We start from the raw sequence: 25,811 nt of genomic DNA on the forward strand, positions 1-25,811 counted from the left end.
GGCTATGCTCGAATGTTCCGTCTGCGGCGACACCTACGAGGACCGGTGGCGCTGTACCTGCGGCGGCCCGCTCGATTTCGCCCACCAGCCGCTCCCCGACGGCGACCCCACCATCGACGCGAGAAATGGGCTCTGGGCCTTCGAGGACTTCCTCCCGACCGAGCCGTCCGTCACGCTCGGGGAGGGCTTTACCCCCCTCGTCGCCGCGAACGACTGGGACTGCGATTTCAAACTGGAGTACGTCTTCCCCACCGGCTCGTTCAAGGACCGCGGGGCGACCACGACGCTCTCCTATGCCGTCGAGCGGGGCGTCGACCACGTGCTCGAGGACTCCTCGGGCAACGCGGGCGCGGCCATCGCCACCTACGCGGCCCGCGCGGGCATCGAGGCCACCATCTTCGTCCCCGCCGGGGTGAAGGAGTCGAAGGTGAAGGCCATCCGCCGGGCGGGCGCCACCGTCGAACGCATCGACGGCGGGCGACAGGCCGTCACCGACGCCTGCATCGACGCCGTCGAGGCGGGTGAGGGCTGGTACGCCTCCCACGCGTGGAACCCCGCGTTCTTCGCGGGCACCGCGACCATCGCGTACGAGATCGCCGCCCAGCGCGACTGGGAGGTGCCGGACGCCGTCGTCACCCCACTCGGCCACGGCACGCTCTTCCTGGGGGCCTACCGGGGCTTCCGCGCCCTGCTGGAAGCCGGCTGGACCGACCGGATGCCCCGCCTGCTCGGGGCGCAGGCCGCGGGCTACGCCCCCATCGTGGAGGCGCTGCACGGGCCCGAAGGAGGGAACGAGAAGAACGAGGTGGCCGACGGCATCCAGATCAGCCAGCCAGCGCGGAAGGACCAGATTCTCGAGGCCATCGAAGAGACGGACGGCGACGCCATCGCGCTCTCGGAGAAGGCGGTCGCCGTCGAACTCGACCGCCTCCACGCCGCGGGGTTCTACACCGAACCGACGTGTGCGGTCGCCCCCGCAGCCCTGCGTGAGTACCGGGAACGGGGCGTCCTCGGCCCCGGTGCAGATGTCGTGGTCCCCCTGACGGGGTCGGGGCTGAAGGGTTAGCGCGCCGGGTGCGTCGGCGCGTCGAACCCCCCTCGAATCAGGGGCTTGGCGACGTGACGCCGGGCCTCCGGGGGGACCTCGTACCACCCGATTTCGAGGTGGCGTTCGACCTCGATCTCCTCCTTTTCGGGCGCGCTCGTCTTGCACTCGCGACACCGGTACCCCTGATTCCGCCCGGCGGATTTCATCGTCCGGTCGCAGTCGGGGCAGACGGGGGGTCGGAGTTCGGTGCGATTGAGGTCCCGAACCGCGAACTTCTCCAGTTTGAGGGTTCCATCCGAGACTTCCCCGCAGGCGAGGATGTCGTCACCTACACGGAGCGCCCGCACCCGATTCCGGAAGCGGCCGGTCGGCTCGAACGCCGCACACCGGAGGGTTTCGCCGTCCTCAATCTCGAAGAAGACGTGGCCCCCCTCGCGTGTCTCGGGTGGAGTGGAAACGGTGCCTGCGACGCGGTAGCCCTTCCCGTCGTCGAGGGACCCGATCTCCCCGTCGTTGAGGTGCGCGTCCGTCCCCTGGTTCGTCAGGAACGTTTGACGATGAGTGGCGGCCTCGCTCTCGATGGCCTCGGACACCTGCTTCGTCGCCGCGGGGTCGTCCCCGCGGATGCCGTGGAGCACCGGGCAGGGGGTTCGGGGCACGCAGACGGCGGTCCCCGTCACGGTGTCGACGGTGTCCCACACCTCGGGGTAGGCGGCCTCGGCAGCCTCGAACACCGAGTCGTACTCCACCTCGCGGTCGGTTCCCCACTCGCCTGCTTCTCGGTAGGCGATGGTCTCGTAGGTCCACTCGTCGAACGCCCGCCACGCGCCGACGGCCGCGAGCGCGCCCACGAGGCCCTGTTCGGTACCCCAGGCCGCGCAGATGAAGCCGGAGGCCTCGGCGAGGGCACGCGTCTCGTCCACGGCGAGATGCTCGCGCAGGGCCGCCCGCGCGTGGGCGGCGACGGCCTCGGGCACGTCGTCCGGAGAGCCGGACGACACGACGATTCCGGGGTTCGTCCGGGGGTCGTCCGTCTCGGCACACTCGGCGACGATCTCGCGGGCCGCATCGAGGGCCTCCTCGGGTGCGGCGTCCGTGTGAATAGCCAGGGCAGCGTTCCCCCGCGTCTTGTACTCGATGGCGGGATTCAGTCGGACGAGGAGCGTTCGCTCGGCCCCCAGACGCGCGGCGAGCAGGCTCGCGGCGTAGGTCGTACACATCCCCCGCTCGCGGGAGTCCGTGTCGTCGAGGCCGATGACGGTCATTGTTGTCGTTCGTTCTTGTGTACCTATCCGAATTTCGGGTCGTCTCTCATCCGGAGCGAACGCAGTTGGGTATCGGGTACCACTCCACCAGTATTTTTATACATAGGATCGGCAATGAATGATACCGATGAACGGAGAGGAGTGTCGTAGCCGTGGATGAGGACCGCATCCCGGAGGTACCGATAGTTGACGGAGAAATCGACCGTCCGTTCACAACAGACGACAATGGAGCATGGAATCCGGATGTGTCGGAGGCACAGAGCCTGTTGCTGGAGGAATCTCGACGTGTTATCGATCGTCAGCACACTAAAACCGACAACATCGATGACAAGGCAGCGAGGACAGTTCGGCTAACACTCATCGTACTCGGCCTCGTCATTTCAGGCGCGACGTACCTCGACGGAGGCGTGAATATTCTCATAAGGGTAGGTGTCGGGTTTCTGGTTCTGGCAGTACTATTCGGCGTCTCAACGTACGGCACCTCGAACCTGTTCGCAGGTGTCACCACACGCATGGTTGACGATGAACACCGGATAGACCCAGACGTCGAACACGTCCGGTCGGACGTTCTCGTGTGGTTCGAGTGGATCGTACAGGAGAACCGGTACCTCGTATCGGGGAACGCTGCACTCCTCGCTGCGACACGCGCACTGTTTACTGCCGCGATCATCGTGTTGACGTACGGAGCTGGCGCACAAGCGGGGGAGCTCCCGTTCCCATAATATGGCGAATCTGTCCGTCATGGGTAATGTTTAAACAAGTACGGGCCTGACCTACGGGTATGAGCCGCAAACTTCGGGAGCCCGAAAACGAGAGCACCGTCCGAGCGGTGCGGGTCCAGACCGGGCCACAGTGGCTCTCAAACATCAAGCGGAAGCTCGGCAAGCGCCTCGTTACGGACGACGAGTAACGACACCAGAGAGGGTACGCTGTTTTTATAATACATCAATAGCTGGAGTCTCAAGCACTCAGGTGCGTTGTTTATTGCGCAAAGACACCCCCCGCACGGCTCGTGACCGCTATAGAGCGGCCCGGTGACCCCCCACAACACATATACGTGGGGAAACGCTTATCTCCCCCTATGTCTCGCAGCGCACTGGTCGAGAACATCACCGCGATGCTACAGGATGCGGGATTCGTGGTGAGCGACCGGTGTGCCATCCGTCCGAAGAGCTTCGACCTCGCGGCCCGGCGTGGGGAGGACGTCCTCCTGCTGAAGGTGCTCGCGAACGTCGACGCCTTCGACGGACCCACCGGTGCCGAGATGCGACGGCTGGGGTCCTACCTCGACGCCACGCCGCTCGTCCTCGGGCTCCGCACCCGCGACGAGGAGCTGAACCCCGGCGTCGTCTACTTCCGCCACGGCGTCCCCGTCATCTCACCCGACACCGCCGTGGACCTCTTCGTCGAGGAGGTCCCCCCGCTCATCTACGCCGCCCCCGGTGGGCTCTACGTCAACATCGACGGCGACCTGCTCGCCGACGAGCGCCAGCGCCGTGACCTCTCGTTGGGGCAGCTGGCGAACGAACTCGGCGTCTCGCGGCGCACCGTCTCGAAGTACGAGGACGGGATGAACGCCTCCGTCGAGGTCGCCGCCCAGCTGGAGGAGTTCTTCTCCGCGCCGCTGGCCGCCCCCGTCGACGTGCTCGAGGGCGCCGAGGAGGTGCGGGAGGACGCCGACCCCGACGCGCCAGAGGCGGACCCCGACGACGAGCCCATCATCACCGTCCTCACCCGCGTGGGCTACACCGTCCACCCGACCCAGCGCGCGCCGTTCAAGGCCGTCTCCGAGGACGCGACCGATTCGGTTCTCACTGGGCACTCCGAGTTCAACCGAACCGCGGAGAAACGCGCCCGCATCATGTCCTCGGTGAGCGACATCGTCCGCACCCGGTCGTTCTACGTCGTGGACCGGGCGACCCGCGATTCGGTCGAGGGGACGGCGCTCATCGAGCGCGAGGAGATCGAGAAGATCGCCGATGCCGACGACCTGCGCGACCTGATTCAGGAGCGCACCGAGGCGGCCTGAGCCGGCTACGTCCCCAGTTCGCGGAGTTTCTTCTGGACCTGCGAGTAGACTCGCGGGTGGAGGTTCATCCCCTCGTCCACGAGGTCATAGAGGAGATCGGACGCCTCGTCGCCGGTGAGAACGCCCGCCTTCGTGCATTTGAGCAGCAGCGTCGTCACCCACCAGCAGTCGACGCCGTGGCTGCGGGCGACCTCGATGAGTGCCCGGTCGTTGGCGAGCAGGACCGTCTCGTCCGTCTCCGCGAGCAGGATGACGGAGGCGTCGGTGACGGCGATCCCCTCCAGCGTGGCGATCCCCTCGGCATCGGGTGGTGTCTCGGAGAGGGAAACGTCTTCGAGGAACGCTTTGAGCGCTGCCGTCCCTCGGTTCCCCTCCGTGAGAACTTCGTCCCGGACGGCCTCCGTCGTCCGCACGTCGTCGAAGACGGCCGTGACGAGGTCGAGTCGCCCGACCCACGCGAGCGGAATCGACGCGGAGGAGTCGATGACGACCATCAGATGCGATCGAGGTCCCGTTCGAGGTCCTCGGTCGTGTAGCCGACATCGATGCCGGCCTCGGCGGCGAGCGAGAGCATCTCGACGTACGGGACGCCCGCGAGATCGGCGGCCTTCCGGACGGTGATCTTGTGTTCACGGAGCCCGTCGAGTGCCTTCTCGCGCCGCCAGTCCGCCAGTCCCTGCCGGATGAGCCGACGGAGCACTTCGGACCGGTCCGCGGTCAGCTCCGCTTCGAGTTCGGCGAGTGCCTCCTCGTCCTCCTCCGGGATGCGCGTCGTGACGGTCTTCATCGTTACGAACACCTACGTTACGATACGTAATAGACGTAACGCCGAGGACTCAGACCAGCGCGAACCCCCACACCACGACCATCCCCGCCACGATGGTAGCGAGGACGTTCTCCGTCCGCCACGCGACCAGCCCCGCGACCACCGCGGCGACGACCTGGGGTGGCTCGTAGCTCAGCCCCGCGGGCTCGAGCGCGATGACTGCAGGGACGACGAGCGCCGCGAGCACCGCCGCGGGGACGTATCTGAGTACCGTCGCCAGCGTGGACGGCATCCCGTCGAGTCGCCCGAGCAGCGCGATGAACGACAGGCGAATGGCGAACGTGCCGACCCCCGCAGCGACGATGGCGAGCCAGATCTGGGTCGTCGAGTAGCTCATCTTTCACCCCACAGTTCGAGTGCCGATCCCGCGAGGATGCCGACGAGCGCGCCGAGCAGGAGCCCCAGATTGAACGGGAGCGTCGACCCGACGACGGCGACACCCGCCCCGACGAGCGCCGCGAACCCGGTCTCGCGGTCCTCGATGGCGGGGACCAAGAGAGCGAGGAAGGTGAGCGGGACGACGAATTCGAGGGAGAGGCCATCGGGGACGGCGCTCCCGACGACGGCACCGACGATAGTGCAGAGCTGCCAGACGACCCAGAGCGTGAGCGCCGTCCCGAGGTAGAAGGCGAGTTTCGAGCGCTCACCGTCGCTCCGGAACTCCGTGATCGACACTGCATACGCCTGGTCCGTGAGGACGTAGGCGGCGAGGGCCTTCCGCACCCGGGCGAGCCGCTGGAAGTGGGGGGCGATGGAGGCGCTGTACATCGCCATCCGGAGGTTGATGACGATGGCCGTGAGGACGACGACCGCCACGGGGGCGTCCCGGCCGATGAGGTCGATGGCCGCGAGCTGTGACGCGCCGGCGAAGATGACGACGGACATGCCGACCGCCTCGACCACGGAGAGCCCGGCGTTGACCGCTGCCGCACCCGCCACGAGCCCGAACGGGATGACGCCGACGAGGATGGGTGAGATGGTTCGAACCCCCGCGAGGAAGTCCTCGCGGGCGCTGTGGGTGCTCATACTCGACCCTGATGACGGGGGGAGAAGAAGCCGCCGACACCGGCACGCCCTGCCTCTCAGAACTCCGTGCCCTTCCGCGCGCGCTGGCCCGCGTCCATCGGGTGTTTCTCCTTTTTCACCTGCGTGACGAGGTCGGCCACGTCGTAGAGATACGCGGGCTTCTCGTGACTCCCGGTGAGGACGAGTTCCAGATCCGAGGGCTTCGCGTCGACGAGGTCGAGCACGTCTTCCTCCGCTAAGAGCCCCACCGAAACGGCGTACAGCACCTCGTCGAGGATGAGCATGTGGACCCCCTCTTCGGGCGGGGCGTCGAGGGCGAGCGGGCCGTCGACCCCCTCGCTCGCGGTGAGGAGCTCGCGGGCGCGTTCGAGCCCCCCGAGCGCGCGGGCCTGGTGTTCGTCGTCGTCGGACCCATCCAGGAAGCCGTGCCAGCCGTAGTTGCCGGAGTTCTCATACGAGAACCCAGGAAAGGCCTCGATGGCGTTGTACTCGCCGCGGACGTCCTCGACGCTGGCCGCACCGCCCTTCATGAACTGGAGCATGTGGACGCGGTAGCCGTGGCCCGCGGCGCGGAAGCCCATCCCCATCGCGGCCGTCGTTTTGCCCTTGCCGTCGCCCCACCACGCCTGCACGAGCCCGAACGCCTCGGGCGCGCTGGGTTCGATCTCGCGGGCGACGGGGGAGTGGCCCTTGCCGGGCGTCTTCGCGTGCTGGTCGTCGGTCGGTGCCTCGTCGGTCATCGTATCGTCTGTAGCGTCGTCTGTCATGGTTCGAACACCTCGGTTGCTCTGCTGGTCACGGTTCCGTACTCCGCGTCGGCGACCGACGCGGGCATCTCCCGCTCGGCGTATCGCGACTGGAGGCTCGCGCGCACCGCGTCGCGGACGCAGGCGCGGGCCGCGGCCCCGACGGGCGTCGCGCTCCCGGAGAACGTGGCGGGCTCCCCCTCCTGGTTCGACCCGACGACCACCGCGTCGGAGGTCGTGCCGGGCACGCCCGTCTCCGCGAGGAGGGTGGCCGCCTTCGCCTCCGCGACGACGGAAAGCAGGTTCGCGAGCGCCGCGTCGTCGAGCGCCCGGGCCGTCCCGAGAACCACGTTCACCGTGCCCGTCTCCGGGGTTTCGGCGAGCGTCTCCGGGGCACCGGAGGGCTCCATCGGCAGCGCGGCCGGATTCGAGACCCCCGCGGTGGCGTAGACGACCACGGAGTCGCTTCGCGCCCCGCGGAGATGCTGCAGGTCGACGCCGGTGAGCAGCGCGGGCCCGGGCGTGTCGAACCCCGCGCGGGCGAGCCGTTCGTCGAGATAGGCGTCGAGGTCCGTCCGGTCGAACCCCTCGGGGACGGAGACGTTGTACGCTGCTGCCTCATCGGAGAACCCGCCCGCCCACCCCGTCGAGAGCCAGCGCGCCTCGCCCGAAACCTGGCACACACCATCCGCGACCCGCGCGTCAAACACGGGACAACACCTCCAGCAGGCGGGTGTTCTCCGCGGGAAGTCGGACGGCGACCCGGACGTGGTTGTCCAGGCCCCGGAAGGTGGTCGCGTCGCGGACGGCGATCCCCTCGGCGCGGGCCGCGGCGACCACCTCGCGCACCTCGCGGTCGCCCACGTCGAACAGCAGGAACGGGGCGTCGGAGGGGAACACCTCGAACCGCTCGGAGAGCGCCTCGCGCATCCGTTCGCGCTCGCTCGCCACGCGCTCTCGCGTGCGCGAGACGAACTCGTCCTGTCGGAGACAGTGCGCCCCCACGTCGAGTTCGGGGCGCCCGAGGTTCCAGGTTCGGCGGGCCGCGCCGAGCGCCTCTCGCAACTCGCCGGTGGCGACGGCGTAGCCGTTTCTGAGCCCCGGCAGCCCGAACAGTTTGGTGAGCGAGCGGGCGACGACCACCCCCGCCTCGCCGGCGAGTGACGGCTCCTCCGTGAACCCCAGGAACGCCTCGTCGACGAGGAGGACGGTGTCGGTCTCGCGACAGCGCGCGGCGAACGTTCTGAGTTCCTCCGAATCGTAGCACTCCCCAGTCGGGTTGTTCGGGTTGCAGACGACCGCGAGCGCGTGGCCCGCGGGGTCCGCATCCAGGAGTTCGTCGTGGGGGACGAACTCCGGAACCGCGCCCTGGAGCCTGACCTCCCGGGCGTACTCGGCGAAGCTGGGCGCCGGGAGGAGCGCGGTGTCGCCCGCCTCGCAGGTGGCTTCGACCGCGAGGCGGATGGCCGCGAGCCCGCCCGGGGTCGGGACCACCTCCGCCTCCCGACAGTCGACGAAGTCGGCCGCGGCCGCCACGTACTCGCGGGGGGGTTCCGTGGGGTAGGTGCGCGCCCGGTCGAACGCCTTTTCATATACGCGCTCCGCGCCCGGCGGCACCTCGGGGTTCGTGTTCGCGCTGAAATCCAGTATCGCGGGGTCGTCGTCGCTCCCGTGGGGGACACGCCCGACAGTACGGAGCGTCCTAGGGTCCATCGTCACCCACCAGCGCCGTGTAGCGCTCGAACAGTCGCGCTCTGATACGCTCCATCGGGACCCCTTCGCGCTCGGCGTACCAGAGTGCACCGCCCATGCCGACCCCCTCCTTCGCCACGCCGGCGAGGTAGTGGTCCGTGGCGACGTGCTCGCCCGGCTGGAACCCGGGATCGGTGACGTGGAGGGTCACGCCGAGGTCGGCCGCCGCCTCGCGGATGGCGACCGTCTCGTCCGCGGCGACGAACGACGTGGTGGCGATCTCGAACTCCCCGTCGACGCCGAGCCGCCGGGCCACCGCCGCGGCCGCGACCTGCTGGGTCCCGCCCGCGAGGGTGACGCGCGCGCCGCGGGAACGCGCGCCCGCGAGCAGGCCCGCCGTGGCGGCGAGCGTGGGGTCGCCGAGCTCCCGGACCGCGGCGATGGGGTCGTCCGCGAGCCCGCCCGGCTCGATACCGCTCTCGGCCATCCCCTCGGCCACGACCTCCTCTTTCAGCGAGACGGGGTTCTCCGGGAGCGACGAGGAGACGCCGTGGGGTTCACCGAGCGCGCGGAGGACCCCGAGTGCCGTGGTCGTCCCGCCCGGAACGCTCTCCGCGAGGAGGAGTTCGTCGTCGGGGAGGCTCGCGCCCACCGCCTTCGCCCGGTCGAACAGCGCGCGGGCGTTCGGGACGGGTGCCGCCTCGCGGATGTCGCCGCCGGGGCGGTCGCCCAGTCGGATGGCGGGGACGGCCGTCCGCGCGGCCATCCCGGCGTCCGCGACGACGAACGCGAAGTCGACGCACTCGCGGACCGCGCGGGTGACCATCGCCGGGGTGGGACAGCCGTCGGGGCTCACCGGCACGAACGGCGCGAACACCGGTTCGCCGTAGGCGACCAGCTCCGCGTCCGCAGCGGGCGTGTGGGCCATCAGCTCGGGTGCCGCCCCCGCGGCGCTGATGCCGTCGATAGCGGCCGTCTCCGTGGCGCCCGCGACGAGCACGAGCTTCATCGCAGCGCCTCCGCGAGTCGCGCGTCTTCGAGCCGGTTCACGTTCACCGCCAGTCGGGCGTCGTAGCTCAGATACATGGTGTCGGTGTCGTCGGTGTCGTCGGTGTCGTCGGTGTCGTCGGTGTCGTCGGTGTCGTCGGTGTCGTCCGAAACGAGATTGAGGCCGGTTGGGGCGACCTCGCGCCCCTCGCGGATGTAGGTGGTGTCCGCGCTCGCGCCGAGCGCGCGCGTGAGGGCGGCGGGCACACAGACCTGGACGCTCCGTCCCTCGCCCGCCGCGAACGCGTCGAGCACGCGGTCCACGTGCTCGGGCGCCAGAAGGGGCAGGTCCGCGGCGACCGTGAGCACGGGCGTGCCGACGGCCTCGATGGCGACTCCCAGATCCGCGACGTAGCCGTCGCCGGGCGTCTCCACGCGGTCGACCCCGCGGTCGGCGAGGTGGGCCGCCGTCTCCGGGGTGTGAGGCGTGACCGCCGCGTGGACCCGGTCGATATCGCTCGCGCACAGGGCGTCGACGACCGCATCGACCATCGGCTCGCCGGCGATCGCGAAGAGGGGTTTCTCCCCCGCCCAGTCGAGGCGGGTGCCACGGCCGCCACACATCACCAGTGCATCCATACGACCACCCCCGTGAGGAGCGCGGCGAGTCTCGCGACCTCGTTCGCCGCGCCGATGACGTCGCCGCTGATGCCGCCCAGGATGGTGTTTCCCCACCGGAGGGTGGCGATCCCCGCGAGGAGGGCGGTCACGAGCGCGGTGCCGGCGGCCGGATGCGGCCACGTGAGCAGCGCGGCGGGGAGCGCGACGAGGACGGGGAGGATGAGGTCCCGGCGACCGTGCCCGCCCGCGACGGCCGATCCGAGCCCCTCGTGGGTCGCGGTGCCGAGACACGCCACCGAAGCCATCGCGAGTTTCGCGCCGACCTCCGCGGCGACGACGAGCCCCACGACCCGAACGGGGAGCGGTGCGAGCGCGAGGCCCGCGGACCAGAGCCCGATGAGCACCAGGCCGAGCGCGAGGACGGCCCCCACGCCGACCGTCGTATCGCGCATCACCGCGCGGCGCTCGTCCGGGAGCCCGTGGACCACGGCGGCGTCACCGAGGTCGGCGACGGCGTCGGCGTGAGGGATGCCCGTCACGACGTACACCCACGCGAGGAAGGCGAACGCCGTCACCGGATCGGGCGCGGGAGGCAGGAACGGGAGCGCGAGCACGGCTCCGATGACGTACCCCGCGAGGGGGAACGCCGCGGGTGTCGCGCGGAAGGCGTCCCACGCGCGTTCGCTCTCGCCGACGGGAGCGCGGGTGAGAAAGCCCAGTGCGCCGCGGAGCGCGGTCAGGACCACGCGACCACCCCCGAGAGCCCGGCGACCACACCGGCGAGCACGACCGCGAGGAGTGCCGCGCGGTCGACGACCCGGACCCCGCGTGCCGCGGTTTCGGGCGAGGGGAGGGTGGCCTCGGGGTTGAGGGTGTACGCGCCCGGCTTCGCCAGTCGAGTGTCGAGGACGGCGGCGAGCGTCGCCATCGGCCACCCCGAGTTCGGAGACGGGGGCTCGTCTGCCCACCCCCGGGCGCGGGCGAGCGCCCCCGGAGTCCCGGCCGCGAACGCGATGCACGCGGCGCTCGCGCGGGCGGGCAGCCACATCACGAGGTCGTCGAGCCGCGCGCTCGCGGTGCCGTGACGCTTCTCGGGATAGCCGAGCATGGAGTCGAGGGTGTTGACGCCCTTCACCCACGCCGCGGCGCCCGTGGCGACGGGGAGCGAGACGAGCGCCCCCAGCGCGAACGCGAGCAGTGGGGCGACGAGGCCGTCCGCGAGGTTCTCCGCGGCGCTCTCGACCACACCGCTTCTGAGTTCGGCGTCCGAGAGTTCGGATGTGTCGCGGCCGACCAGCGCGCGGATCGAGTGGCGGGCCTCGTCCGTGTCGGAGGCGATAGCTGTCAGGACCTCGTTCGATACGTCGACGAGCATCCGGCGGCTGCTCGTCGCGAAGAGCCAGAGCCCGGCGAGCGCGGCGCCCGCGAGGGGGTGGCCCCCGACTGCGATCGCCGTCGTGCCGCCGGCCACGCCCGCGGCGAGAAGTGGGAGGACGACGGCGATGGCGACCCCCGTCGCGAACGGGAAGCGCCACGCGCGGTCGAGCGGGGCGACGAGCCGGCCGAACAGCGCGACGGGGTGGACTCGCGTTGGGGGTTCCGCGAACGCGGCGTCGAGGGCGAACGCGAGGGCCACCGCCGCGAGCGCGAGGATGCTCATCGTTCCCCCTCCAGCCAGTCGGGGAACTCGGGGAGCGAGACCTCGTCGACGTGGACGAACTCGCCACCGCAGTCGGCGATACCCCCGTCCGTCCGCGGGTCGTCGCCGACGTGTATCAGGTCCGAGAGCGACGCGTCGAACGGGGCGACGACGGCCTCGAACGCCCGGCGGTCGGGCTTGCGCCAGCCACAGCCGACGCTCGTGACGACGGTGTCGACGGCGGGGAGGTCGGCGAGCGAGAGCGCCCGCTCGGCCAGTCTCGGAACCGAACAGTTCGAGCAGACGGCGACGGGGCCGTGCTCGCTCGCTGCAGCGATCGCCTCGGGAGCGCCCTCGCGGACCGTCACGTCGTCGGGCGCGAACGCGGCCCGCACGGCGTCCCCGACCCTCCCGAAATCGGCGTCGACCCCGCGGCTCGCGAGCGCGGCGAGCACGTGCTCCGCGAGCGGGAGTTCTGCCCCCGCCTCGACCTCGACGTGGGCCGTCGCGTAGGCCGCGGGCCAGTCGGCCGGAACCGCGATACCGCGGGCCGCGAGCTCGCGCGCGACGGCCGCCGCTGGGTCGGCCGGCCGCGGCGCGTCCACGAGCGTCCCGAAGAGGTCGAAGGAGACTATCATCGTGTTTCCCCGGTCCACGCCCGGCGTGAACGGGTCGTGTCGCCTCTCGACGCGAGTCCAACTTATACGTACCTATTGCAACTGTAGTTGTGTTCGGCCCGTCAGTCGTCGGCCGCCGGCCGCGACTCGGTGTCGGCGACCGCGTGGAGCGCGTTCCGCACCGTGCCGTGCTCGACGGCGTGGGGACGGCCGGGCGCGTCGTCGTACCCGTACTCGAAGAGCCGGTTCCGGTTGAGACAGAGCTTCGTGAACTCCGGCTGGAGGAGGTCGAACAGCTCGAACCGGTCCTCGAGTTCGGGGAACCGGGCCTGATAGTCGAGGATCGTCTCGCGGGCGTGCGTCCAGAACCGGGCCTCGGGGTAGTCCTCGTGGACTTCGAGCAGGTCGGCGACGTACCGGAGCACGCAGACGAACAGCCCGGAGAAGATGAACTGACAGAGCCCCTCCGGTGGCTCCTTGCGGAGGACCTCGTGGAGCTCGTCGGGGAGCGCCTCCAGCTCGGGGAGCGGCTGGTCGCTCACGTTCACGTCGTCCGCGAAGTCCTTCACCGCGAGCCGCGAGGGGATCCCGTCCTCCAGGACCAGGATGGTGTTCTGCCCGTGCGGGGAGAACACCGTCCCGTAGCGGTAGAGGAAGTGCAGGAGCGGCGGCAGCACCGTCTCGAAGAACCGCGCCAGCCACTCGTCGAGGGACAGGCCAGACCGTTCGACCAGTCGCAGGAGGGAGGAGTCACCGTCCCCGTCGACGTGCAGCAGCGACGAGAGCGTGACGGCCCGCTCGTCGTCGTCGAGGAAGGTGTAGATGGACTCCCGCCAGACCGCACCGAGGAGCTCGTGATACTGATACGGCGAGCCGTCGATGTCGGTGAACTCGGAGTGGTCGTAGGTGACGCCCGCGATCTCGCCGGGGAGGATCAGCCCCTCCGCCTGGAGGAACTCGTCGCGTTCGGCGATCCCCTTCACGTACTCGGTGACTGTCGGGGCGATCGCGGTCCGTTCCTCGGGAAGCCCGCGCCAGACGAGCGTGTTGAGAATTCGCATCGGCACCTTCACGTGGTGTTTCGTCTCGTCGTCGACGTTGACGAAGGTGCGGACCGACTGCTGTGGCAGGTAGGCGTCCGGCCCCTCGCCGAGCGGGACGATGTCGTCAGCGGCGATGTGGTCGGGGAACAGGGGGACGATGCTGTTGTCCCACTGCCAGTCGTGGACCGGGAGGAAGTAGTACGCGTCGGGGTCGAGCCCCCGTGACGCGAGCCGGTCACGGAACTGCCCGTAGTGGTCGCCGAGCTCCTGCCGGACGAGCGAGTCGTGGTCCACGTCCCCGGTTCCGACGAACGTCGCCCGCTCCGTGCGGACGGCCGCCCACGAGAGCGTCACGGGCTCCTTTCGCTCGGGGGCGTACCGGCGGTAGTCGTCGTAGCCCCAGCCGAGCCGCCCCTTGTTGTAGGTGATCCACGGGTGGCCCGTCATCTCCCCCTCCAGCCGTGCGTAGTCGAGCGCCGTCGGGTCGACCCCGTCGCGATTCCGGTCGCGCGCCTCGATGTGGGCGTCGGCCAGCAACGTCCGTTTGTACTCGCGGACGAGGTTCCCCTCGGTGAGCCCGTCGAGGGACGTGGCCTCGCCGAGGTCGCGCAGCAGGCGGAGCGGGTCGGTCACCGGCTGCCAGTCACCGTCAGTTCGGCGCTCGACCGTTCCCTCGTTCACGTGGAGGCTGTCCATCAGCCGCTCGACGCCCTCGAAGCGGTAGCTCGCGTCCCCCAGATCGAACCGGTAGACGGCCGCCTCGGGGTCGGGTCGCCGTGGCGTGAGGATCTCCTCGTAGGAGAACTCCGCGATCATCTTCTCGAGGAGTCGGCGTTCGACCGTCTCCCAGGTGTCCGTGTCCAGTGCGTGCTGTCGCGTCGTGTCGTTCGGATTCATCGGTGGTCGGTGGTGAGCGTCGGTTCGCGCCCGCGGTCGCGGGACGCGTTCGGTGCACGGTCGAGGAACCGGTCGACGGAGAAGTCCTGATACACGGTGTCTGTGTCCTCCGGGTAGGCCTCCCGGTCGACGAGCCGGTTGACGAACCGCGTGTTGCGGTGACAGCCGAGGCCGAGGTCGGGGACCCCGACGCCGTGGGTGTGCACGTCGGCGTTCTGGAGGAACACCTCACCCGGCACGTCGGTCTCCAGCCGGTGATCCGCCGTCACGGCGAACCGACCCCGGTCGTCGCGCTCGATGACGGGGTCGAGCGGGTCGAGGAACGCCGGGTCGGGTCGGACGTAGCCGGTCCCGAGGACGACGACCTCGCTCTCGTGGCAGAACGACTCGTCCGCCTGCCACTGATGGCAGTCGAGGGCGTACGCGTCGCCGACCGCCGCGATGTCCCGCACCTCCGTCATGGCGAACAGCCCGACGTCCGGGCTGCGGTCGCCGATGGACCGCCGGTAGAGCAGGTCGTAAATCGCCGCGCTCGTCCCCGGGTCGATCCCCTTGTACAGGAGGTCCTGTTCCGGGACGAGGTCGTCTTTGACCCCCTGCGGGAGGTCGTAGACGTACTGCTCGTACTCGGGGGTGAAGTGTTGCAGGCCGAGCTTCGAGTACTCCATCGGGAAGAAGCCGTCCGACCGGGTGAGCCAGTCCAGCCGGTAGCCGTGGTCGGACTGGCGCTGGAGCAGGTCGTAGAACACCTCCGCGGCGCTCTGCCCGGAGCCGACGACCGTGACCGACGACGCGTCGAGGACGCGGTCGCGGGTGTGCCGGTACCGGGCGGTGTGGAAGACGTCGCGCTGGGGGTGGCCCCCGAGGTGGTCGGGGACGTGCGGTCGGGAGCCGATGCCGAGCGCGAGATGCTCCCCGCGGTAGGTACACGTCTCGCCGGTCTCGGGGTCGCGCGCGACGACGACGAAACACGCCCGGTCGTCGTCCCAGCCGACCGCGGTGACCTCACGGCTGAACCGACACGTCTCCAGCGACTCGACGACCCACCGGAGGTAGTCGTTGTACTCCCGGCGGGGCGTCTGGAACGTCTCGTAGAAGTAGAACTCGTAGAGCCGTCCCGTCTTCCGCAGGTAGTTGAGGTAGCTGTGGGGGTTCGTCGGGTCCGCGAGCGTCACGAGATCGGCGAGGAACGGGACCTCGAGGGTCGTCCCCTCCAGGAGCATCCCCTCGTGCCAGTTGAACTCGGCGTCGCGTTCGAGGAAGACGGCGTCGACGTCCTCCTCGACACCGTCGAGCAGGGCCGCGAGCCCGAGGTTGAACGGTCCGATGCCGACCCCGACGAGGTCGTGAACGGGGGCCTCAGACATCGGCCGCACCTCCCGCGGGCTCGGCCAGCACGTCCGTCTCGAACCGGTCGCGGTCACACACCAGCAGCAGGGCGTCCTTCCCCGCCTCCGCGAAGTGGAACTCCTCGTGGGGTTCGAACCCACACTGCTCGAACGTGTGGATAGCGCGCCCGTTGCGGGCGTCGGGTTCGGCGACGACGCGGTCGGTCTCCGGGTGGCGGAACTGCATGGCGACGACGGCACGCAACAGCGGGCGCGCGTAGCCGTGGCCCAGATACTCCGTCGGCCCGATGAGGAGGTGGACCCCCCGGTCCGTGGGGTCGGCGTCGTAGTAGTTCGCCACGTCGTCGTCGGCCGCCCAGTAGCACTCCCAGTAGCTCATCGGCACGTGGTCGAGATAGCCGACGTAGGGGGTGAGATGGTCGTCGTCGAGCTTCGCTTCGAGCCGGTCGCGGAACGCCGACAACGGCAGGTCGAGCTGCCAGTAGGGCTTGACGTGGTCGTTCCCGAGCCAGGCGTGGAGACGGCCGAGGTCGCGCGCCAGCGTGGCGCGGCGGAGCGAGACCGTCCGGTCGAGCTGGCTGTCGGTGCGCTGGTAGTCGTAGGTCGACGTGACGAGTGCGTTCGGGTCGGTCATGGGTCGAGTTCGGTGACGAGGGGGTTGGTCACGTCCGTGTAGACGGACTGGTTCTCGAGGTCGTTCTCCAGTTCGTCCAGCCCACGGAACCGCGTGAGGAGGTTCGCCTTACACGGGACCGTGGGGGACTCCAATAGCGGGTCGAGGAACGCCGAGTCGGCCGGTGCGTAGCGTTCGCGGGCGCGTTCGAGCTCCCGGCGGAGCTGGGCCAGCAAGCGCGTCTCGTCTGCGAGCCCGGCGCTGCCGAACGCGTTGACGAGGTCGAACGCGTTGTTCAGGACGACGTAGTAGCGGAGCCGCTCGTCGGCGACCGCGTCCGCACAGACGGTCGCCGCCCGCTCGCCGACGCCGGGGAGGTAGTCGTCGACGGCGTCGTACCGGGACTCGGGGAAGTAGAACCCCTGATTGTCCCGGTAGCGGAACTCGCTCGGGTACCCCTCGGCGTCGAGCGTCAGCACCGAGTTCTGCTGGTGGGCCTCGACGCCGACCCCCTGCTGGAGGTAGAGCCACAGCACGGGCCGGATGGCGATCTCGAGGTACCGCCGGAACCACTCCTCGCTGACGGTCGCCTCGGTGCGCCCCTCGCGGTCGGCGATGCCCGCGACGAGCCGGCCGAGCCGGGACCGGCCCGCGATGGCGTCCTGACAGAGCGCGACCAGCGGCGTCGAGCGGTCGGCCAGGTCGCCGCGGAAGGGGTTCGCCCGGAGCACCGTCTCCAGCCCCGACTCCCGACCGTCCCCGACGTCGAGCGCGAGGAACGCCGGGTCGCGGACGATGTCGAACGCCGGGAACGCCGCGTCGAGTTCGTCGCCGAACGCGGTGTCGAGCAGCTCCGCGACGGCCACGCCGCGTTCGAGTTCCGGCCGTTTGTTCGTCCGCACGGAGTTGGTGATCGTCACGTTGAGTGATGATTTCACCATGAACGGTGCGTCCGGGCTGTACAGCGTCCGGACCGAGGTCGTCGGGTAGAACGGTCGGCCGACCGAGCCGAGAAACGCGAGCCCGTCGCCGAGGTGTCGCTGGACGTGCGGCTGGTCGAGGAGGTAGGCCGCCTGCCACGGGTGGACGGGCAACAGGACGGCCTCGCTCTCGACGTGCTCGGCGACGAAGGCGTCCGACACGGACGGGTCGGCACGCAGCGCCTCCTTCACCCACGCGGCGGCGCTCGTGTCGCGTGCCGAGCCGGTCGAGACGAGCGCGGGGTCGGCCCGGACGTAATGCAGCGGGAACGCCCCACGGCGTTCGGGGGCGTAGGTCGCCCGGTCCCGGTCGGCGATGCCCTGCCGGCTCTTCGGCGTCGGGTGCCGGTGGTGGCCGAACACGAGCGACTGCTCGGCGTCACGGAACGACAGCCGTTCGGCGGTGAGCCGGTCGTCACCCGCGCGGGCGGCGACGAACGAGCGGACGTTCCGCTTGCTCCGGAGGACGCGCTCCAGCAGCGCGTCCGGGACGGCGGCCCCGTCGTGTGTCAGCGAGAGGTCCTTGACCACGAGCGCGGCGAGGGTGGCCGCGTCGGCCGGGGCGACCGACCCGTCGGGGAGCCGGTACCGCACCGGCGTGTCGAACAGGTGTCGCTCCGTCGGGGAGCGGTGTTCGAGCGGGGCCAGCAGGTCGACACCCTGTGCGGGGAGCCGGGCGTGGAGGAGCCCGTCCGGACCGGGGGCGACGCCACCGACCGGACCGTCGCGCACCGCGTACGCGCCGGTCTCCCGGAGATAGCAGTTGAGGAACGCGTGGACGGTCGCGTCGTCCGCCCGCGCCGCGGGATCGACGGTGTCGGGCGACTCGACGGTCTGGCTCACGCGACCACCTCCTGGGCGAGGGCGGTCTCACCACACTCGCGAACGACGTCGAGCATCGCGGCGACGTCGTCCAGCGTGGTCCGCGGGTTCAACAGCGTGAACTTCAGACTGGTGACGCCGTCCACCTCGGTCCGGGCGACGATGGCCCGGCCGTCGTCGAGGAGTCGGCGACGGATGGCGGCGTTGAGCCGGCTCACCGCGTGGTCGTCCACCAGGCGTGGCCGGTAGCGGAAGACGACGGCGTTCAGCGTCGGCTCGTGGACCAGCTCGAAGTCGTCGGCCGCGTCGAGCAGGTCCGCGGCGGCCGTCGCCAGATCGAGCGTGGCCGAGACGAGCGCACCCAGCCGGTCACGACCGAGCGCGCGGAACGCGACGTAGGGTTTCAGCGCGTCGAACCGCCGCGTCGTCTGTACCGACTTCGCGACCAGGTTCGGGACGCCGGACGCGTCGTCGCTCGCCGGGTTGAGGTAAGCGGCGTTGCGCGCCATCCACCGGAACTCGTCCCCGTCGCGGACCAGGAGCGCGCCGCAGCTGATCGGCTGGTAGAACAGCTTGTGGAAGTCGACGGCGAGGGAGTCCGCACGCTCGATGCCGTCGAGCCGCGCGTCGTCCGTCAGCGCGAGTGCGCCGCCGTACGCGGCGTCCACGTGGAACCAGAGGTCGTGCTCGTCGGCCCGGTCGGCGAGGGCGGCGAGCGGGTCGATACTCCCGAAGTCGGTGGTGCCGGCCGTCCCGACGAGTGCGAACGGGACCGCACCGGCCGCGTCGAGCGACGCGAGCGTCTCGTCGAGTGCGTCGAGGGACAGCCGGTGGTCGCCGTCGGTCGGGACGGACACCACCGCGTCCTCGCCGAGGCCGAGGTGGTGGGCCGCCTGCTTGCCGGTGAAGTGTGCCGCCTCCGAACAGAGGATGCGAAGGGAGCTCGCGGCCGGTGGGAGCCCGGCGGTCTGTACGTCCCGGTCGAACGCCCGGTGGCAGTGGCGGTCGCGCGCGAGCAGGAGCGCCTGAAAGTTCGACTGAGTCCCGCCGCTCGTGAAGACGCCGTCGGCGGACGCCGGGAGCCCGAACAGCTCGCGGAGCGCCTCGACCACCTGCTGCTCGAGGACGGTCGCGGCCGGTGCCTGGTCGAAGGAGTCGAGCGACTGGTTCGCCGCGGTGAGCATCGCCTCGGCGGCGAGCCCCGGCACCATCGGCGGGCACTGGAGGTGCGCCGCACACCGGGGGTTCGACGTGCCGACGGAGTGGGGGAGTACGGTCGTCGCGACCTCGTCGAGCGCGGCCGGGAGGCCGACGCCGGTGTCGGGGAGCACCGGGGCGTCGAGCACCGCGTCGAGTGCCTCGGGGGAGCGACCCGAGTAGGGCGTCTCGGCATCGGCGAACGCGAGGACGGCGTCCGTCGCTCGCGCCATCGCCTCCCGGTAGGCGGCGTCGCCCGCGTCCGAGCCGAGGAACAGCTCGTCGGTGCTCATGCGGCGACCTCCGAGGCGTTCCCCTCGGCCGTCGCGACGGCGGCGACCGCCTCGTCGAAGATGGCGGCGATCTCGTCCACCTGTGGTTTCGAGACGACGAGCGGCGGGAGGAACCGCGCCGTCGCGCTCGCCCGGCCGCCGAGTTCGACGATGAGCCCGCGGTCGAAACACTCGGACTGGACGGCGGCCGCGAACTCGCTGTCCGGGGCATGGGGGCCAGCACCCTGCCAGTCGGCGTCCGTATCGACGAACTCGACGCCGAGCAACAGCCCGCGGCCGCGGACGTCGCCGACGGCCGCGAACCGATCGCCCGTGGCGTCGAGGTGGTCGCGGAGCCGCGCGCCCATCGCGGCCGCGTGGTCGTCGAGGTCGTGTTCGAGCACGTGGTCGATGGTCGCCTCGCCGGCGGCCATCGCGAGCTGGTTCCCGCGGAACGTCCCCGCGTGGGCACCCGGCTCCCACACGTCGAGCGACTCGTCGTAGACGACGACGGCGAGGGGCAGCCCGCCGCCGATGGCCTTCGAGAGCGTGACCACGTCGGGCGTGATCTCCGCGTGTTCGAACGCGTAGTGCTCGCCGGTCCGGGCGAGTCCGGACTGGATCTCGTCGACGATGAGCGGAACGTCACGCTCGCGCGTGATGCGACGGATCTCCCGGAGCCACGTGTCGGGAGCGGGAACCGACCCGCCCTCGCCCTGCACGGGTTCGAGGATGACGCCGGCGGGGTCGGTGATGCCGCTTTTGTCGTCGTCGAGGAGGTTCTCCACGTAGCGGCTGGCGATGCGCGCCCCCTCGGGACCGCCGACGCCGAACGGACACCGGTAGTCGTTCGGATACGGGAGGTGGTGGACGTCGTTCATCAGCCCCGGGAGCGGGGCTTTGGTGTCGGTGTCGCCCATCAGCGCGAGCGCCCCGTTCGTCATCCCGTGGTAGGCCCCCTGAAACCCGAGGACGCTCCGGTTGCCGGTCGCCGTCTTGACGAGCTTGAGCGCGGCCTCCACCGCGTCGGTGCCCGCGGGGCTACAGAACTGGACTTTCGCCCCGTCGGCGAACGCGTCGGGGAGGCTGGCGAACAGCGCGTCGACGAACCGCTCCTTCGCGGGAGTGGTGATGTCGAGCGTATGGAGGGGCCGACGGGCGTCGAGGACCCGTTCCATCGCCTCGACCACGCGCGGATGGTTGTGGCCGAGTGCAAGCGTCCCCGCACCCGCCAGACAGTCGTAGTACTCGTTGCCGTCCATGTCGGTCACGACGACCCCCTGCGCCTCGCGGATGGCGAGGGGGAGCGACCGTGGATACGTCCGCGCGTTCGACTCCCGCCCGGCCTGCTGGGCGAGCATCGCGCGGTTGCTGGTCTCGGGATACGTCACGGGACGCCACCTCTGACGCCGGTTACACCCGAAGCGAGACATGAGTGAACGCGGATACTTGTACACGGCATACAGGATTTAGGCTAGCCTAAACCAATTTAAAGCTACCGGATTTTAGGCCAGCCTAAATATTTTCAGAGCAGACACAGATTCGATACATCTCCCGAAAACGCGCGATTCAGCACCGCCAGTGGGCCAAGCGGCCGAGCGCGACCGCGTGCCAGCCGGAGATTCCGTATCGTCGTTATTGATATATCGGCTCGCCGACTCCGGTGCGGCGACCGGGCAGCACCTCGCCCCGTACCCGAAGGGGGTTTCACTCCCCGGCGTTTCTCTGCGAGTATGACAGAGACGTTTCGCCTGGCGACGCGCGGGAGCGCCCTCGCGTTGCGACAGGCCGCGAGCGTGAAGGAGGCGCTCGAGACGCGGAAACGCGAGGTCGAGCTGGTGGAGGTCCAAACGAAGGGGGACGAGATCACCGACGACCTCATCCACCGCCTCGGCAAGACGGGGGCGTTCGTCCGCGCGCTGGACGAGCGCGTGCTCGACGGCGACGTGGACGCCGCGATCCACTCGATGAAGGACATGCCGACGGAGATGCCGAGCGAGCTCGTCGTGGCCGGCGTCCCCGAGCGGGCCGCCGCGGGCGACGTGCTCGTGACGCCGAACGGCACCGACCTCGACGACCTCCCGGAGGGTGCGGTCGTCGGGACGGGCTCCCTGCGACGCGGTGCGGAACTGCTCGCTCGACGGCCCGACCTGAACATCACGCCCCTGCGCGGCAACGTCGACACGCGGGTGGAGAAGCTCCTCGCGCCCGGGCTCCAGCAGGAACACGACGCACGGACGGAGGCCGAGAAGACGGACGACGGGGGCTACTCCGAGAGCGTGGAGACGTGGTTCAGCGGCCTCCACGAGATCGAGCGTCGGGCGCTCGAACGCGACGTGGAGACGGAGTTCGACGCCATCGTGCTGGCCGAATCGGGGCTCCAGCGGGCCGGCATCCTCCCGAACGTCGAGTACCAGCGGCTCCCCACCAAGGAGTTCGTCCCCGCGCCGGGACAGGGGGCCATCGCCGTCACCACGCGGGACGGCGAGCTCGCGGAGACGGTCAAACGGGCCGTCGACTTCCCGCGGAGTCGCGTCGAGACGACGGTCGAACGGACCGTTCTCAGGGAGCTCAACGGCGGCTGTATCGCCCCCATCGGCGTCCACGCGGTGATGCAGGGGCCGTACGTCCACACGTCGGTCCGGGTGCTCTCGCGCGACGGCACCGAGGAGGTGTCGGTGACGCGCGACCTCACCATCGAACGCCACCACAAGGCCGCGAAGAAGCTGGGTGCGGACCTCCGCGAGCAGGGCGCGGCGGAGCTCATCGAGGAGGCGCGACGCTCGATAGAATGACGGGGAAGGTGTACCTCGTCGGCTCGGGGCCGGGCGACCCGGAGCTGCTGACGGTGAAGGCGCGCCGCCTGCTGGAGGAGGCCGACGTCGTGCTCCACGACAAGCTTCCCGGCCCGGAGATCATCGAGCTCGTCCCCGAGGCGCGCCGCGAGGACGTGGGGAAACGCGCGGGCGGCGAGTGGACGCCACAGGAGTACACGAACCGGCGGCTCGTCGAGCTCGCGAACGAGGGAAAAACCGTCGTCCGGCTCAAGGGCGGCGACCCGTTCGTCTTCGGCCGCGGCGGCGAGGAGATGGAACACCTCGCGGCGAACGAGATCCCGTTCGAGTACGTGCCGGGTATCACCGCCGGTATCGCGGGACCGGGCGCCGCGGGCATCCCGGTCACCCACCGCGACCACAACTCCAGCGTCTCGTTCGTCACGGGCCACGAGGACCCCGAAAAGGACGAGTCCGCCGTCGACTGGGGCGCGCTCGCCGCGACGGGCGGCACCCTCGTCGTCTACATGGGCGTCGGGAAGCTCCCGGAGTACACCCGGGCCCTGCGAGACGCGGGCATGGACCCCGACACTCCCGTCGCGCTCATCGAGCGGGCGACGTGGCCCGACCAGCGCGTCGCCGTGGGCACGCTCGACACCATCGTCGCGGTTCGCGACGAGATGGAGATCGCCCCGCCAGCCATCACCGTCATCGGCGAGGTGGCGGCGACCCGCGAGCGCGTCGTCGAGTTCATGGAGGGGCGATAAGATGACCGTCGCCGTCTTCCGCCCCGACGACGAACGGCTTCGCGACGCCGTCGCGCTGCTCGACTCCCTGGGCGTCGAACCGCTCCCCGACCCGATGCTCGAAGTGGAGCCCACGGGCGCGACCCCGCGTGAGGACGCCGCGTTCACCGTCCTCACGAGCAAGACGGGCGTGGAGCTGGCCCACGAACAGCGGTGGGCGCCCTCTGGGGAGGTCGTCGCCATCGGCGAGGCGACCGCGGCCGCGCTCGAAGCTCACGGCTACGAGGTGGACCTCCTCCCCGCCGAGTACACCTCCGCGGGGCTCGTCGCCCTGCTCGCCGACCGCGCCGAGGGAGCGACCGTCGAGGTAGCCCGCTCGGACCACGGCAGCGACGTGCTCACCGACGGGCTCAACGACGCGGGCGCGTACGTCCACGAGACGATACTGTACAGGCTCGTCCGCCCCGCCGGCGCGGGCGTGAGCGCCGAGCGCGCGGCCGCCGGCGACCTCACAGCGGCGCTGTTCACCTCCTCGCTCACGGTGCGGCACTTCCTCGAGGCGGCCGAGGAGCGGGGCATCCGCGAGGCGGCGCTCGCCGGCCTGAACGACGCCGTCGTCGGCTGTATCGGGCCGCCGACCCGTGAGACGGCCGAGGCGCTCGGTGTCGAGGTGGACGTGGTCCCCGAGGAGGCCGACTTCGAGGCGCTCGCGCGGGCCGTCGTCGCGGGGCTCGCGGGGTAACCGTTATGCCAACCGACCTAGAGTGGTGTGGTATGTGCGATGGCGAGGTCGCGTGACGAAGTAGACGTCGGCGACATCTCACCGATGGCGTGGCGGCTGCTCCGGACGGCAGCCGGCTACGAACAACGCGGTGTCGAAAAGGAGTTAGACACGCTGATGCAGGCGCACGTGTCGATGCTCGAATCGAACACCCGGTCGCTGTCGACCGACCGTCTCGAACAGCTGTTTGCGCTGTACGCCGCCGACCTGACCGATGAGCAAGTCACCGCCCTCGTCGAGCACTTCTGACCATGCGCCCAGTCACCCACCGACGACGGCTGCTCGCGACCTTCCTTGCGAGCGTCGGGCTCGTCGCTGTCGCGCTCGTCCCCCGACCCGTATCGCTCACTGCAGAGGGACAGGTGACGCTCGGCGTCGTCGTCTTTGCTGCCTTCCTCTGGACGACCCGAGGGCTTCCACTTCCCGTGACGGCGCTCGCCATCCCCACGCTGCTCACCGCGCTCGGGGTGTACGACCAGCTCGCCGCAGCGCTCGCGAACTTCGCCGACCCGCTCATCTTCCTGTTCATCGCGGGGTTCATGCTGGCGAACGCGCTCAGCAGCTACGACATCGACCGCCGAATCGCCCTGTGGCTCCTCGCGCGGCTCGGCTCCTCGCCGCGCCGACTCGTCCTCGCAATCATGGTCGCCACCGCGTTCCTCTCGATGTGGGTCTCGAACACGGCGACGACGGCCATGATGACGCCCATCGCGCTCGGCGTACTCGCCGAAGTCATCGGCCGCGAGGCACTGGATGGGGACACCTTCTCGAACCTCCAGATATCCACCCTCCTCGGAACGGCGTACGCCGCCTCCGTTGGTGGGGTTGCCACCCTCGTCGGGACGCCGCCGAACGCCGTCGTCGTGGCCGCGCTCGACCGGCTCGCCGGTATCGAGCTCTCGTTCGTCGACTGGCTCGCCGTGGGGCTCCCGGTCACAGTCGTCACCCTCCCGTTCGTCTGGTACATGCTCGTCTACCAGCTCTATCCACCGGAGATAGACGACGTGAGTGACGCTCGGGCCCGTGCCGTTGACTTCCTCGAAGCGGAGGGAGAGCTCTCCCCGAAGGCCTGGCGCGTGGCCGCCATCTTCGCCGGTACCGCGACGCTCTGGGTCGGCGGCGGCCTCGGCCCGTTCCTCACGGGGGTTCTCTCTCCCGAGGTTCACGCCACACTGTTCGGAGCGGGGGGAGATCGTGGCCTGCTCTACTTCCCGCTCGTCGGGCTCTACGCCATCCCGGCGCTCGTCGTTTCCGGGACGATGGAGTGGGACGACCTCGTCGATATCGACTGGGGGACCATCCTCCTGTTCGGTGGTGGCATCACCCTCGCCGACGCGCTCCAGCGAACGGGCGCAGTCGAATGGCTCGCTGGCGGGCTGTTTCTGCTCACCGACGCACCGATCCTCCTCGTCGTCGGGGCAGTCATCACGTTCGTCGTCTTCACGACCGAGGTGACGAGCAACACCGCGACAACGAGCGTCCTCGCACCCCTCCTCGTAGGTGTCGGCGGGGTGCTCGCCGGGACGCTCGGAGTCGCCCCTGCCCACGCCGCGATGTTCCTGGCGATCGCGGGTGGGGTCGCCGCGTCCTTCGCGCTCGCGCTCCCCGTCGCCACGCCCCCGAACGCCATCGTGTTCGGGTCGGGACACATGAGCCAGGAGCATATGCTCCGGGCAGGAATCGTCCTCAACCTGCTGCTGACGGTCGTGCTCACCCTGCTACTTACCGGACTGTTCTATCTCGTGTGGCCGGTCGTCCTCTGGTGACCGGCGGAGGTCGCTGCGTGACGATACGGCCGCGCTCCCCGACCATCATGGTCGTTCGGGTAGTAACGACAACGA

At 70.0% G+C, this 25,811-nt stretch carries 28 protein-coding genes; 9 read left to right on the plus strand and 19 right to left on the minus strand.

Annotated elements, in window-relative coordinates:
* The first annotated feature begins 4 nt into the window (after positions 1 to 4).
* Positions 5 to 1,066, plus strand: a complete 1,062-nt coding sequence (locus ACQUQR_RS11755; protein WP_435196670.1) for a threonine synthase — start codon at positions 5 to 7, stop codon at positions 1,064 to 1,066.
* Here the strand turns inward: ACQUQR_RS11755 and ACQUQR_RS11760 are convergent.
* The gene (locus ACQUQR_RS11760) at positions 1,063 to 2,313 is read right to left on the minus strand and encodes a TiaS agmantine-binding domain-containing protein (protein WP_435196671.1); all 1,251 of its coding nucleotides are present in this window, start codon (positions 2,311 to 2,313) and stop codon (positions 1,063 to 1,065) included. The genes ACQUQR_RS11755 and ACQUQR_RS11760 overlap by 4 nt on opposite strands.
* 152 nt (positions 2,314 to 2,465) lie before the next feature.
* Here ACQUQR_RS11760 and ACQUQR_RS11765 point away from each other — a divergent pair, with 152 nt between their 5' ends.
* The 3 genes from ACQUQR_RS11765 to ACQUQR_RS11775 all read left to right on the plus strand — a co-directional run bounded on the left by ACQUQR_RS11765 (position 2,466) and on the right by ACQUQR_RS11775 (position 4,342).
* Complete coding sequence (locus ACQUQR_RS11765) at positions 2,466 to 3,035, plus strand: hypothetical protein (RefSeq protein WP_435196672.1); 570 nt, start codon at positions 2,466 to 2,468, stop codon at positions 3,033 to 3,035.
* A gap of 59 nt (positions 3,036 to 3,094) precedes the next feature.
* Positions 3,095 to 3,223, plus strand: coding sequence for a hypothetical protein (locus ACQUQR_RS11770; RefSeq protein ID WP_435196673.1), 129 nt, complete (start codon positions 3,095 to 3,097; stop codon positions 3,221 to 3,223).
* Positions 3,224 to 3,394: 171 nt separating this feature from the next.
* A complete protein-coding gene (locus ACQUQR_RS11775; RefSeq protein ID WP_435196674.1) occupies positions 3,395 to 4,342 on the plus strand; it encodes a transcriptional regulator in 948 nt (315 codons plus the stop codon).
* Between the two features lie 5 nt (positions 4,343 to 4,347).
* On the opposite strand, the gene ACQUQR_RS11780 is transcribed toward ACQUQR_RS11775, so the two are convergent.
* From ACQUQR_RS11780 to ACQUQR_RS11865, 18 genes are all read right to left on the minus strand, one after another.
* Positions 4,348 to 4,836 carry a hypothetical protein gene (locus ACQUQR_RS11780; RefSeq protein ID WP_435196675.1) on the minus strand — a complete coding sequence of 163 codons (489 nt, stop codon included), beginning with the start codon at positions 4,834 to 4,836 and terminating at the stop codon, positions 4,348 to 4,350.
* Positions 4,836 to 5,129: a UPF0175 family protein gene (locus ACQUQR_RS11785; RefSeq protein ID WP_435196676.1), complete on the minus strand. Its 294-nt coding sequence runs from the start codon at positions 5,127 to 5,129 to the stop codon at positions 4,836 to 4,838. Before ACQUQR_RS11785 ends, ACQUQR_RS11780 begins: the two co-directional genes overlap by 1 nt.
* Positions 5,130 to 5,178: 49 nt before the next feature.
* A complete protein-coding gene (locus tag ACQUQR_RS11790) occupies positions 5,179 to 5,505 on the minus strand; it encodes an AzlD domain-containing protein (RefSeq protein WP_435196677.1) in 327 nt (108 codons plus the stop codon).
* Positions 5,502 to 6,194: an AzlC family ABC transporter permease gene (locus tag ACQUQR_RS11795; protein ID WP_435196678.1), complete on the minus strand. Its 693-nt coding sequence runs from the start codon at positions 6,192 to 6,194 to the stop codon at positions 5,502 to 5,504. Before ACQUQR_RS11795 ends, ACQUQR_RS11790 begins: the two co-directional genes overlap by 4 nt.
* Before the next feature lie 56 nt (positions 6,195 to 6,250).
* On the minus strand, positions 6,251 to 6,961 hold the full coding sequence (locus tag ACQUQR_RS11800) for a cob(I)yrinic acid a,c-diamide adenosyltransferase (RefSeq protein ID WP_435196680.1): 711 nt from the start codon (positions 6,959 to 6,961) through the stop codon (positions 6,251 to 6,253).
* The gene (locus ACQUQR_RS11805) at positions 6,958 to 7,650 is read right to left on the minus strand and encodes an adenosylcobinamide amidohydrolase (protein WP_435196681.1); all 693 of its coding nucleotides are present in this window, start codon (positions 7,648 to 7,650) and stop codon (positions 6,958 to 6,960) included. Before ACQUQR_RS11805 ends, ACQUQR_RS11800 begins: the two co-directional genes overlap by 4 nt.
* On the minus strand, positions 7,643 to 8,653 hold the full coding sequence (locus ACQUQR_RS11810; protein WP_435196682.1) for a threonine-phosphate decarboxylase: 1,011 nt from the start codon (positions 8,651 to 8,653) through the stop codon (positions 7,643 to 7,645). Before ACQUQR_RS11810 ends, ACQUQR_RS11805 begins: the two co-directional genes overlap by 8 nt.
* The gene (gene cobT / locus ACQUQR_RS11815; protein ID WP_435196683.1) at positions 8,643 to 9,641 is read right to left on the minus strand and encodes a nicotinate mononucleotide-dependent phosphoribosyltransferase CobT; all 999 of its coding nucleotides are present in this window, start codon (positions 9,639 to 9,641) and stop codon (positions 8,643 to 8,645) included. The genes ACQUQR_RS11810 and cobT overlap by 11 nt, the downstream gene beginning before the upstream one ends.
* Entirely contained in the window at positions 9,638 to 10,258 is a 621-nt protein-coding gene (locus ACQUQR_RS11820) for an NTP transferase domain-containing protein (protein ID WP_435196684.1), read from the minus strand. Before ACQUQR_RS11820 ends, cobT begins: the two co-directional genes overlap by 4 nt.
* Positions 10,243 to 10,986 (minus strand): adenosylcobinamide-GDP ribazoletransferase, encoded by a 744-nt coding sequence (cobS, locus tag ACQUQR_RS11825; protein WP_435196685.1) that lies wholly within the window; start codon positions 10,984 to 10,986, stop codon positions 10,243 to 10,245. Before cobS ends, ACQUQR_RS11820 begins: the two co-directional genes overlap by 16 nt.
* A complete protein-coding gene (locus tag ACQUQR_RS11830; protein WP_435196686.1) occupies positions 10,977 to 11,900 on the minus strand; it encodes a CobD/CbiB family cobalamin biosynthesis protein in 924 nt (307 codons plus the stop codon). The genes cobS and ACQUQR_RS11830 overlap by 10 nt, the downstream gene beginning before the upstream one ends.
* Complete coding sequence (locus ACQUQR_RS11835) at positions 11,897 to 12,517, minus strand: HAD family hydrolase (protein WP_435196687.1); 621 nt, start codon at positions 12,515 to 12,517, stop codon at positions 11,897 to 11,899. The genes ACQUQR_RS11830 and ACQUQR_RS11835 overlap by 4 nt, the downstream gene beginning before the upstream one ends.
* A 101-nt stretch (positions 12,518 to 12,618) precedes the next feature.
* A complete protein-coding gene (locus ACQUQR_RS11840) occupies positions 12,619 to 14,436 on the minus strand; it encodes an IucA/IucC family protein (RefSeq protein WP_435196688.1) in 1,818 nt (605 codons plus the stop codon).
* Complete coding sequence (locus ACQUQR_RS11845; RefSeq protein ID WP_435196689.1) at positions 14,433 to 15,803, minus strand: lysine N(6)-hydroxylase/L-ornithine N(5)-oxygenase family protein; 1,371 nt, start codon at positions 15,801 to 15,803, stop codon at positions 14,433 to 14,435. Before ACQUQR_RS11845 ends, ACQUQR_RS11840 begins: the two co-directional genes overlap by 4 nt.
* Positions 15,796 to 16,419 (minus strand): GNAT family N-acetyltransferase, encoded by a 624-nt coding sequence (locus ACQUQR_RS11850; RefSeq protein WP_435196690.1) that lies wholly within the window; start codon positions 16,417 to 16,419, stop codon positions 15,796 to 15,798. Before ACQUQR_RS11850 ends, ACQUQR_RS11845 begins: the two co-directional genes overlap by 8 nt.
* Positions 16,416 to 18,221: an IucA/IucC family protein gene (locus ACQUQR_RS11855; RefSeq protein WP_435196691.1), complete on the minus strand. Its 1,806-nt coding sequence runs from the start codon at positions 18,219 to 18,221 to the stop codon at positions 16,416 to 16,418. Before ACQUQR_RS11855 ends, ACQUQR_RS11850 begins: the two co-directional genes overlap by 4 nt.
* Positions 18,218 to 19,690: a pyridoxal phosphate-dependent decarboxylase family protein gene (locus ACQUQR_RS11860; RefSeq protein ID WP_435196692.1), complete on the minus strand. Its 1,473-nt coding sequence runs from the start codon at positions 19,688 to 19,690 to the stop codon at positions 18,218 to 18,220. The genes ACQUQR_RS11855 and ACQUQR_RS11860 overlap by 4 nt, the downstream gene beginning before the upstream one ends.
* Positions 19,687 to 21,060 (minus strand): diaminobutyrate--2-oxoglutarate transaminase, encoded by a 1,374-nt coding sequence (locus tag ACQUQR_RS11865; protein WP_435196694.1) that lies wholly within the window; start codon positions 21,058 to 21,060, stop codon positions 19,687 to 19,689. The genes ACQUQR_RS11860 and ACQUQR_RS11865 overlap by 4 nt, the downstream gene beginning before the upstream one ends.
* A 342-nt stretch (positions 21,061 to 21,402) precedes the next feature.
* On the opposite strand from ACQUQR_RS11865, the gene hemC reads away from it, so the two are divergent.
* From hemC to ACQUQR_RS11890, 5 genes are read left to right on the plus strand one after another with little or no spacing between them, the layout of a single operon-like run.
* A complete protein-coding gene (hemC, locus tag ACQUQR_RS11870) occupies positions 21,403 to 22,464 on the plus strand; it encodes a hydroxymethylbilane synthase (protein ID WP_435196695.1) in 1,062 nt (353 codons plus the stop codon).
* Positions 22,461 to 23,210, plus strand: coding sequence for a uroporphyrinogen-III C-methyltransferase (gene cobA / locus ACQUQR_RS11875; RefSeq protein WP_435196696.1), 750 nt, complete (start codon positions 22,461 to 22,463; stop codon positions 23,208 to 23,210). Before hemC ends, cobA begins: the two co-directional genes overlap by 4 nt.
* 1 nt (position 23,211) lies before the next feature.
* On the plus strand, positions 23,212 to 23,931 hold the full coding sequence (locus ACQUQR_RS11880; protein WP_435196697.1) for a uroporphyrinogen-III synthase: 720 nt from the start codon (positions 23,212 to 23,214) through the stop codon (positions 23,929 to 23,931).
* Between the two features lie 39 nt (positions 23,932 to 23,970).
* The gene (locus tag ACQUQR_RS11885; RefSeq protein WP_435196698.1) at positions 23,971 to 24,219 is read left to right on the plus strand and encodes a hypothetical protein; all 249 of its coding nucleotides are present in this window, start codon (positions 23,971 to 23,973) and stop codon (positions 24,217 to 24,219) included.
* 2 nt (positions 24,220 to 24,221) lie between these two features.
* Positions 24,222 to 25,736 (plus strand): SLC13 family permease, encoded by a 1,515-nt coding sequence (locus tag ACQUQR_RS11890; protein WP_435196699.1) that lies wholly within the window; start codon positions 24,222 to 24,224, stop codon positions 25,734 to 25,736.
* Positions 25,737 to 25,811 lie beyond the last annotated feature (75 nt).

Source organism: Natronomonas sp. EA1, assembly GCF_051195035.1.
Classification (GTDB): domain Archaea; phylum Halobacteriota; class Halobacteria; order Halobacteriales; family Haloarculaceae; genus JBNTJV01.

Excerpts from the sequence above, each read along its gene's own strand:
- ACQUQR_RS11885 (WP_435196698.1), top strand. The coding sequence starts at position 23,971 with ATGGCGAGGTCGCGTGACGAAGTAGACGTCGGCGACATCTCACCGATG.
- ACQUQR_RS11755 (WP_435196670.1), top strand. The coding sequence starts at position 5 with ATGCTCGAATGTTCCGTCTGCGGCGACACCTACGAGGACCGGTGGCGC.
- ACQUQR_RS11795 (WP_435196678.1), bottom strand. The coding sequence starts at position 6,194 with ATGAGCACCCACAGCGCCCGCGAGGACTTCCTCGCGGGGGTTCGAACC.
- ACQUQR_RS11820 (WP_435196684.1), bottom strand. The coding sequence starts at position 10,258 with ATGGATGCACTGGTGATGTGTGGCGGCCGTGGCACCCGCCTCGACTGG.
- ACQUQR_RS11810 (WP_435196682.1), bottom strand. The coding sequence starts at position 8,653 with ATGGACCCTAGGACGCTCCGTACTGTCGGGCGTGTCCCCCACGGGAGC.
- ACQUQR_RS11890 (WP_435196699.1), top strand. The coding sequence starts at position 24,222 with ATGCGCCCAGTCACCCACCGACGACGGCTGCTCGCGACCTTCCTTGCG.
- hemC (WP_435196695.1), top strand. The coding sequence starts at position 21,403 with ATGACAGAGACGTTTCGCCTGGCGACGCGCGGGAGCGCCCTCGCGTTG.
- ACQUQR_RS11780 (WP_435196675.1), bottom strand. The coding sequence starts at position 4,836 with ATGGTCGTCATCGACTCCTCCGCGTCGATTCCGCTCGCGTGGGTCGGG.
- ACQUQR_RS11830 (WP_435196686.1), bottom strand. The coding sequence starts at position 11,900 with ATGAGCATCCTCGCGCTCGCGGCGGTGGCCCTCGCGTTCGCCCTCGAC.
- ACQUQR_RS11860 (WP_435196692.1), bottom strand. The coding sequence starts at position 19,690 with ATGAGCACCGACGAGCTGTTCCTCGGCTCGGACGCGGGCGACGCCGCC.
- ACQUQR_RS11760 (WP_435196671.1), bottom strand. The coding sequence starts at position 2,313 with ATGACCGTCATCGGCCTCGACGACACGGACTCCCGCGAGCGGGGGATG.
- ACQUQR_RS11785 (WP_435196676.1), bottom strand. The coding sequence starts at position 5,129 with ATGAAGACCGTCACGACGCGCATCCCGGAGGAGGACGAGGAGGCACTC.
- ACQUQR_RS11840 (WP_435196688.1), bottom strand. The coding sequence starts at position 14,436 with ATGAATCCGAACGACACGACGCGACAGCACGCACTGGACACGGACACC.
- ACQUQR_RS11790 (WP_435196677.1), bottom strand. The coding sequence starts at position 5,505 with ATGAGCTACTCGACGACCCAGATCTGGCTCGCCATCGTCGCTGCGGGG.
- ACQUQR_RS11880 (WP_435196697.1), top strand. The coding sequence starts at position 23,212 with ATGACCGTCGCCGTCTTCCGCCCCGACGACGAACGGCTTCGCGACGCC.
- ACQUQR_RS11835 (WP_435196687.1), bottom strand. The coding sequence starts at position 12,517 with ATGATAGTCTCCTTCGACCTCTTCGGGACGCTCGTGGACGCGCCGCGG.
- ACQUQR_RS11845 (WP_435196689.1), bottom strand. The coding sequence starts at position 15,803 with ATGTCTGAGGCCCCCGTTCACGACCTCGTCGGGGTCGGCATCGGACCG.
- ACQUQR_RS11800 (WP_435196680.1), bottom strand. The coding sequence starts at position 6,961 with ATGACAGACGACGCTACAGACGATACGATGACCGACGAGGCACCGACC.
- ACQUQR_RS11770 (WP_435196673.1), top strand. The coding sequence starts at position 3,095 with ATGAGCCGCAAACTTCGGGAGCCCGAAAACGAGAGCACCGTCCGAGCG.
- cobA (WP_435196696.1), top strand. The coding sequence starts at position 22,461 with ATGACGGGGAAGGTGTACCTCGTCGGCTCGGGGCCGGGCGACCCGGAG.
- cobT (WP_435196683.1), bottom strand. The coding sequence starts at position 9,641 with ATGAAGCTCGTGCTCGTCGCGGGCGCCACGGAGACGGCCGCTATCGAC.
- ACQUQR_RS11850 (WP_435196690.1), bottom strand. The coding sequence starts at position 16,419 with ATGACCGACCCGAACGCACTCGTCACGTCGACCTACGACTACCAGCGC.
- ACQUQR_RS11775 (WP_435196674.1), top strand. The coding sequence starts at position 3,395 with ATGTCTCGCAGCGCACTGGTCGAGAACATCACCGCGATGCTACAGGAT.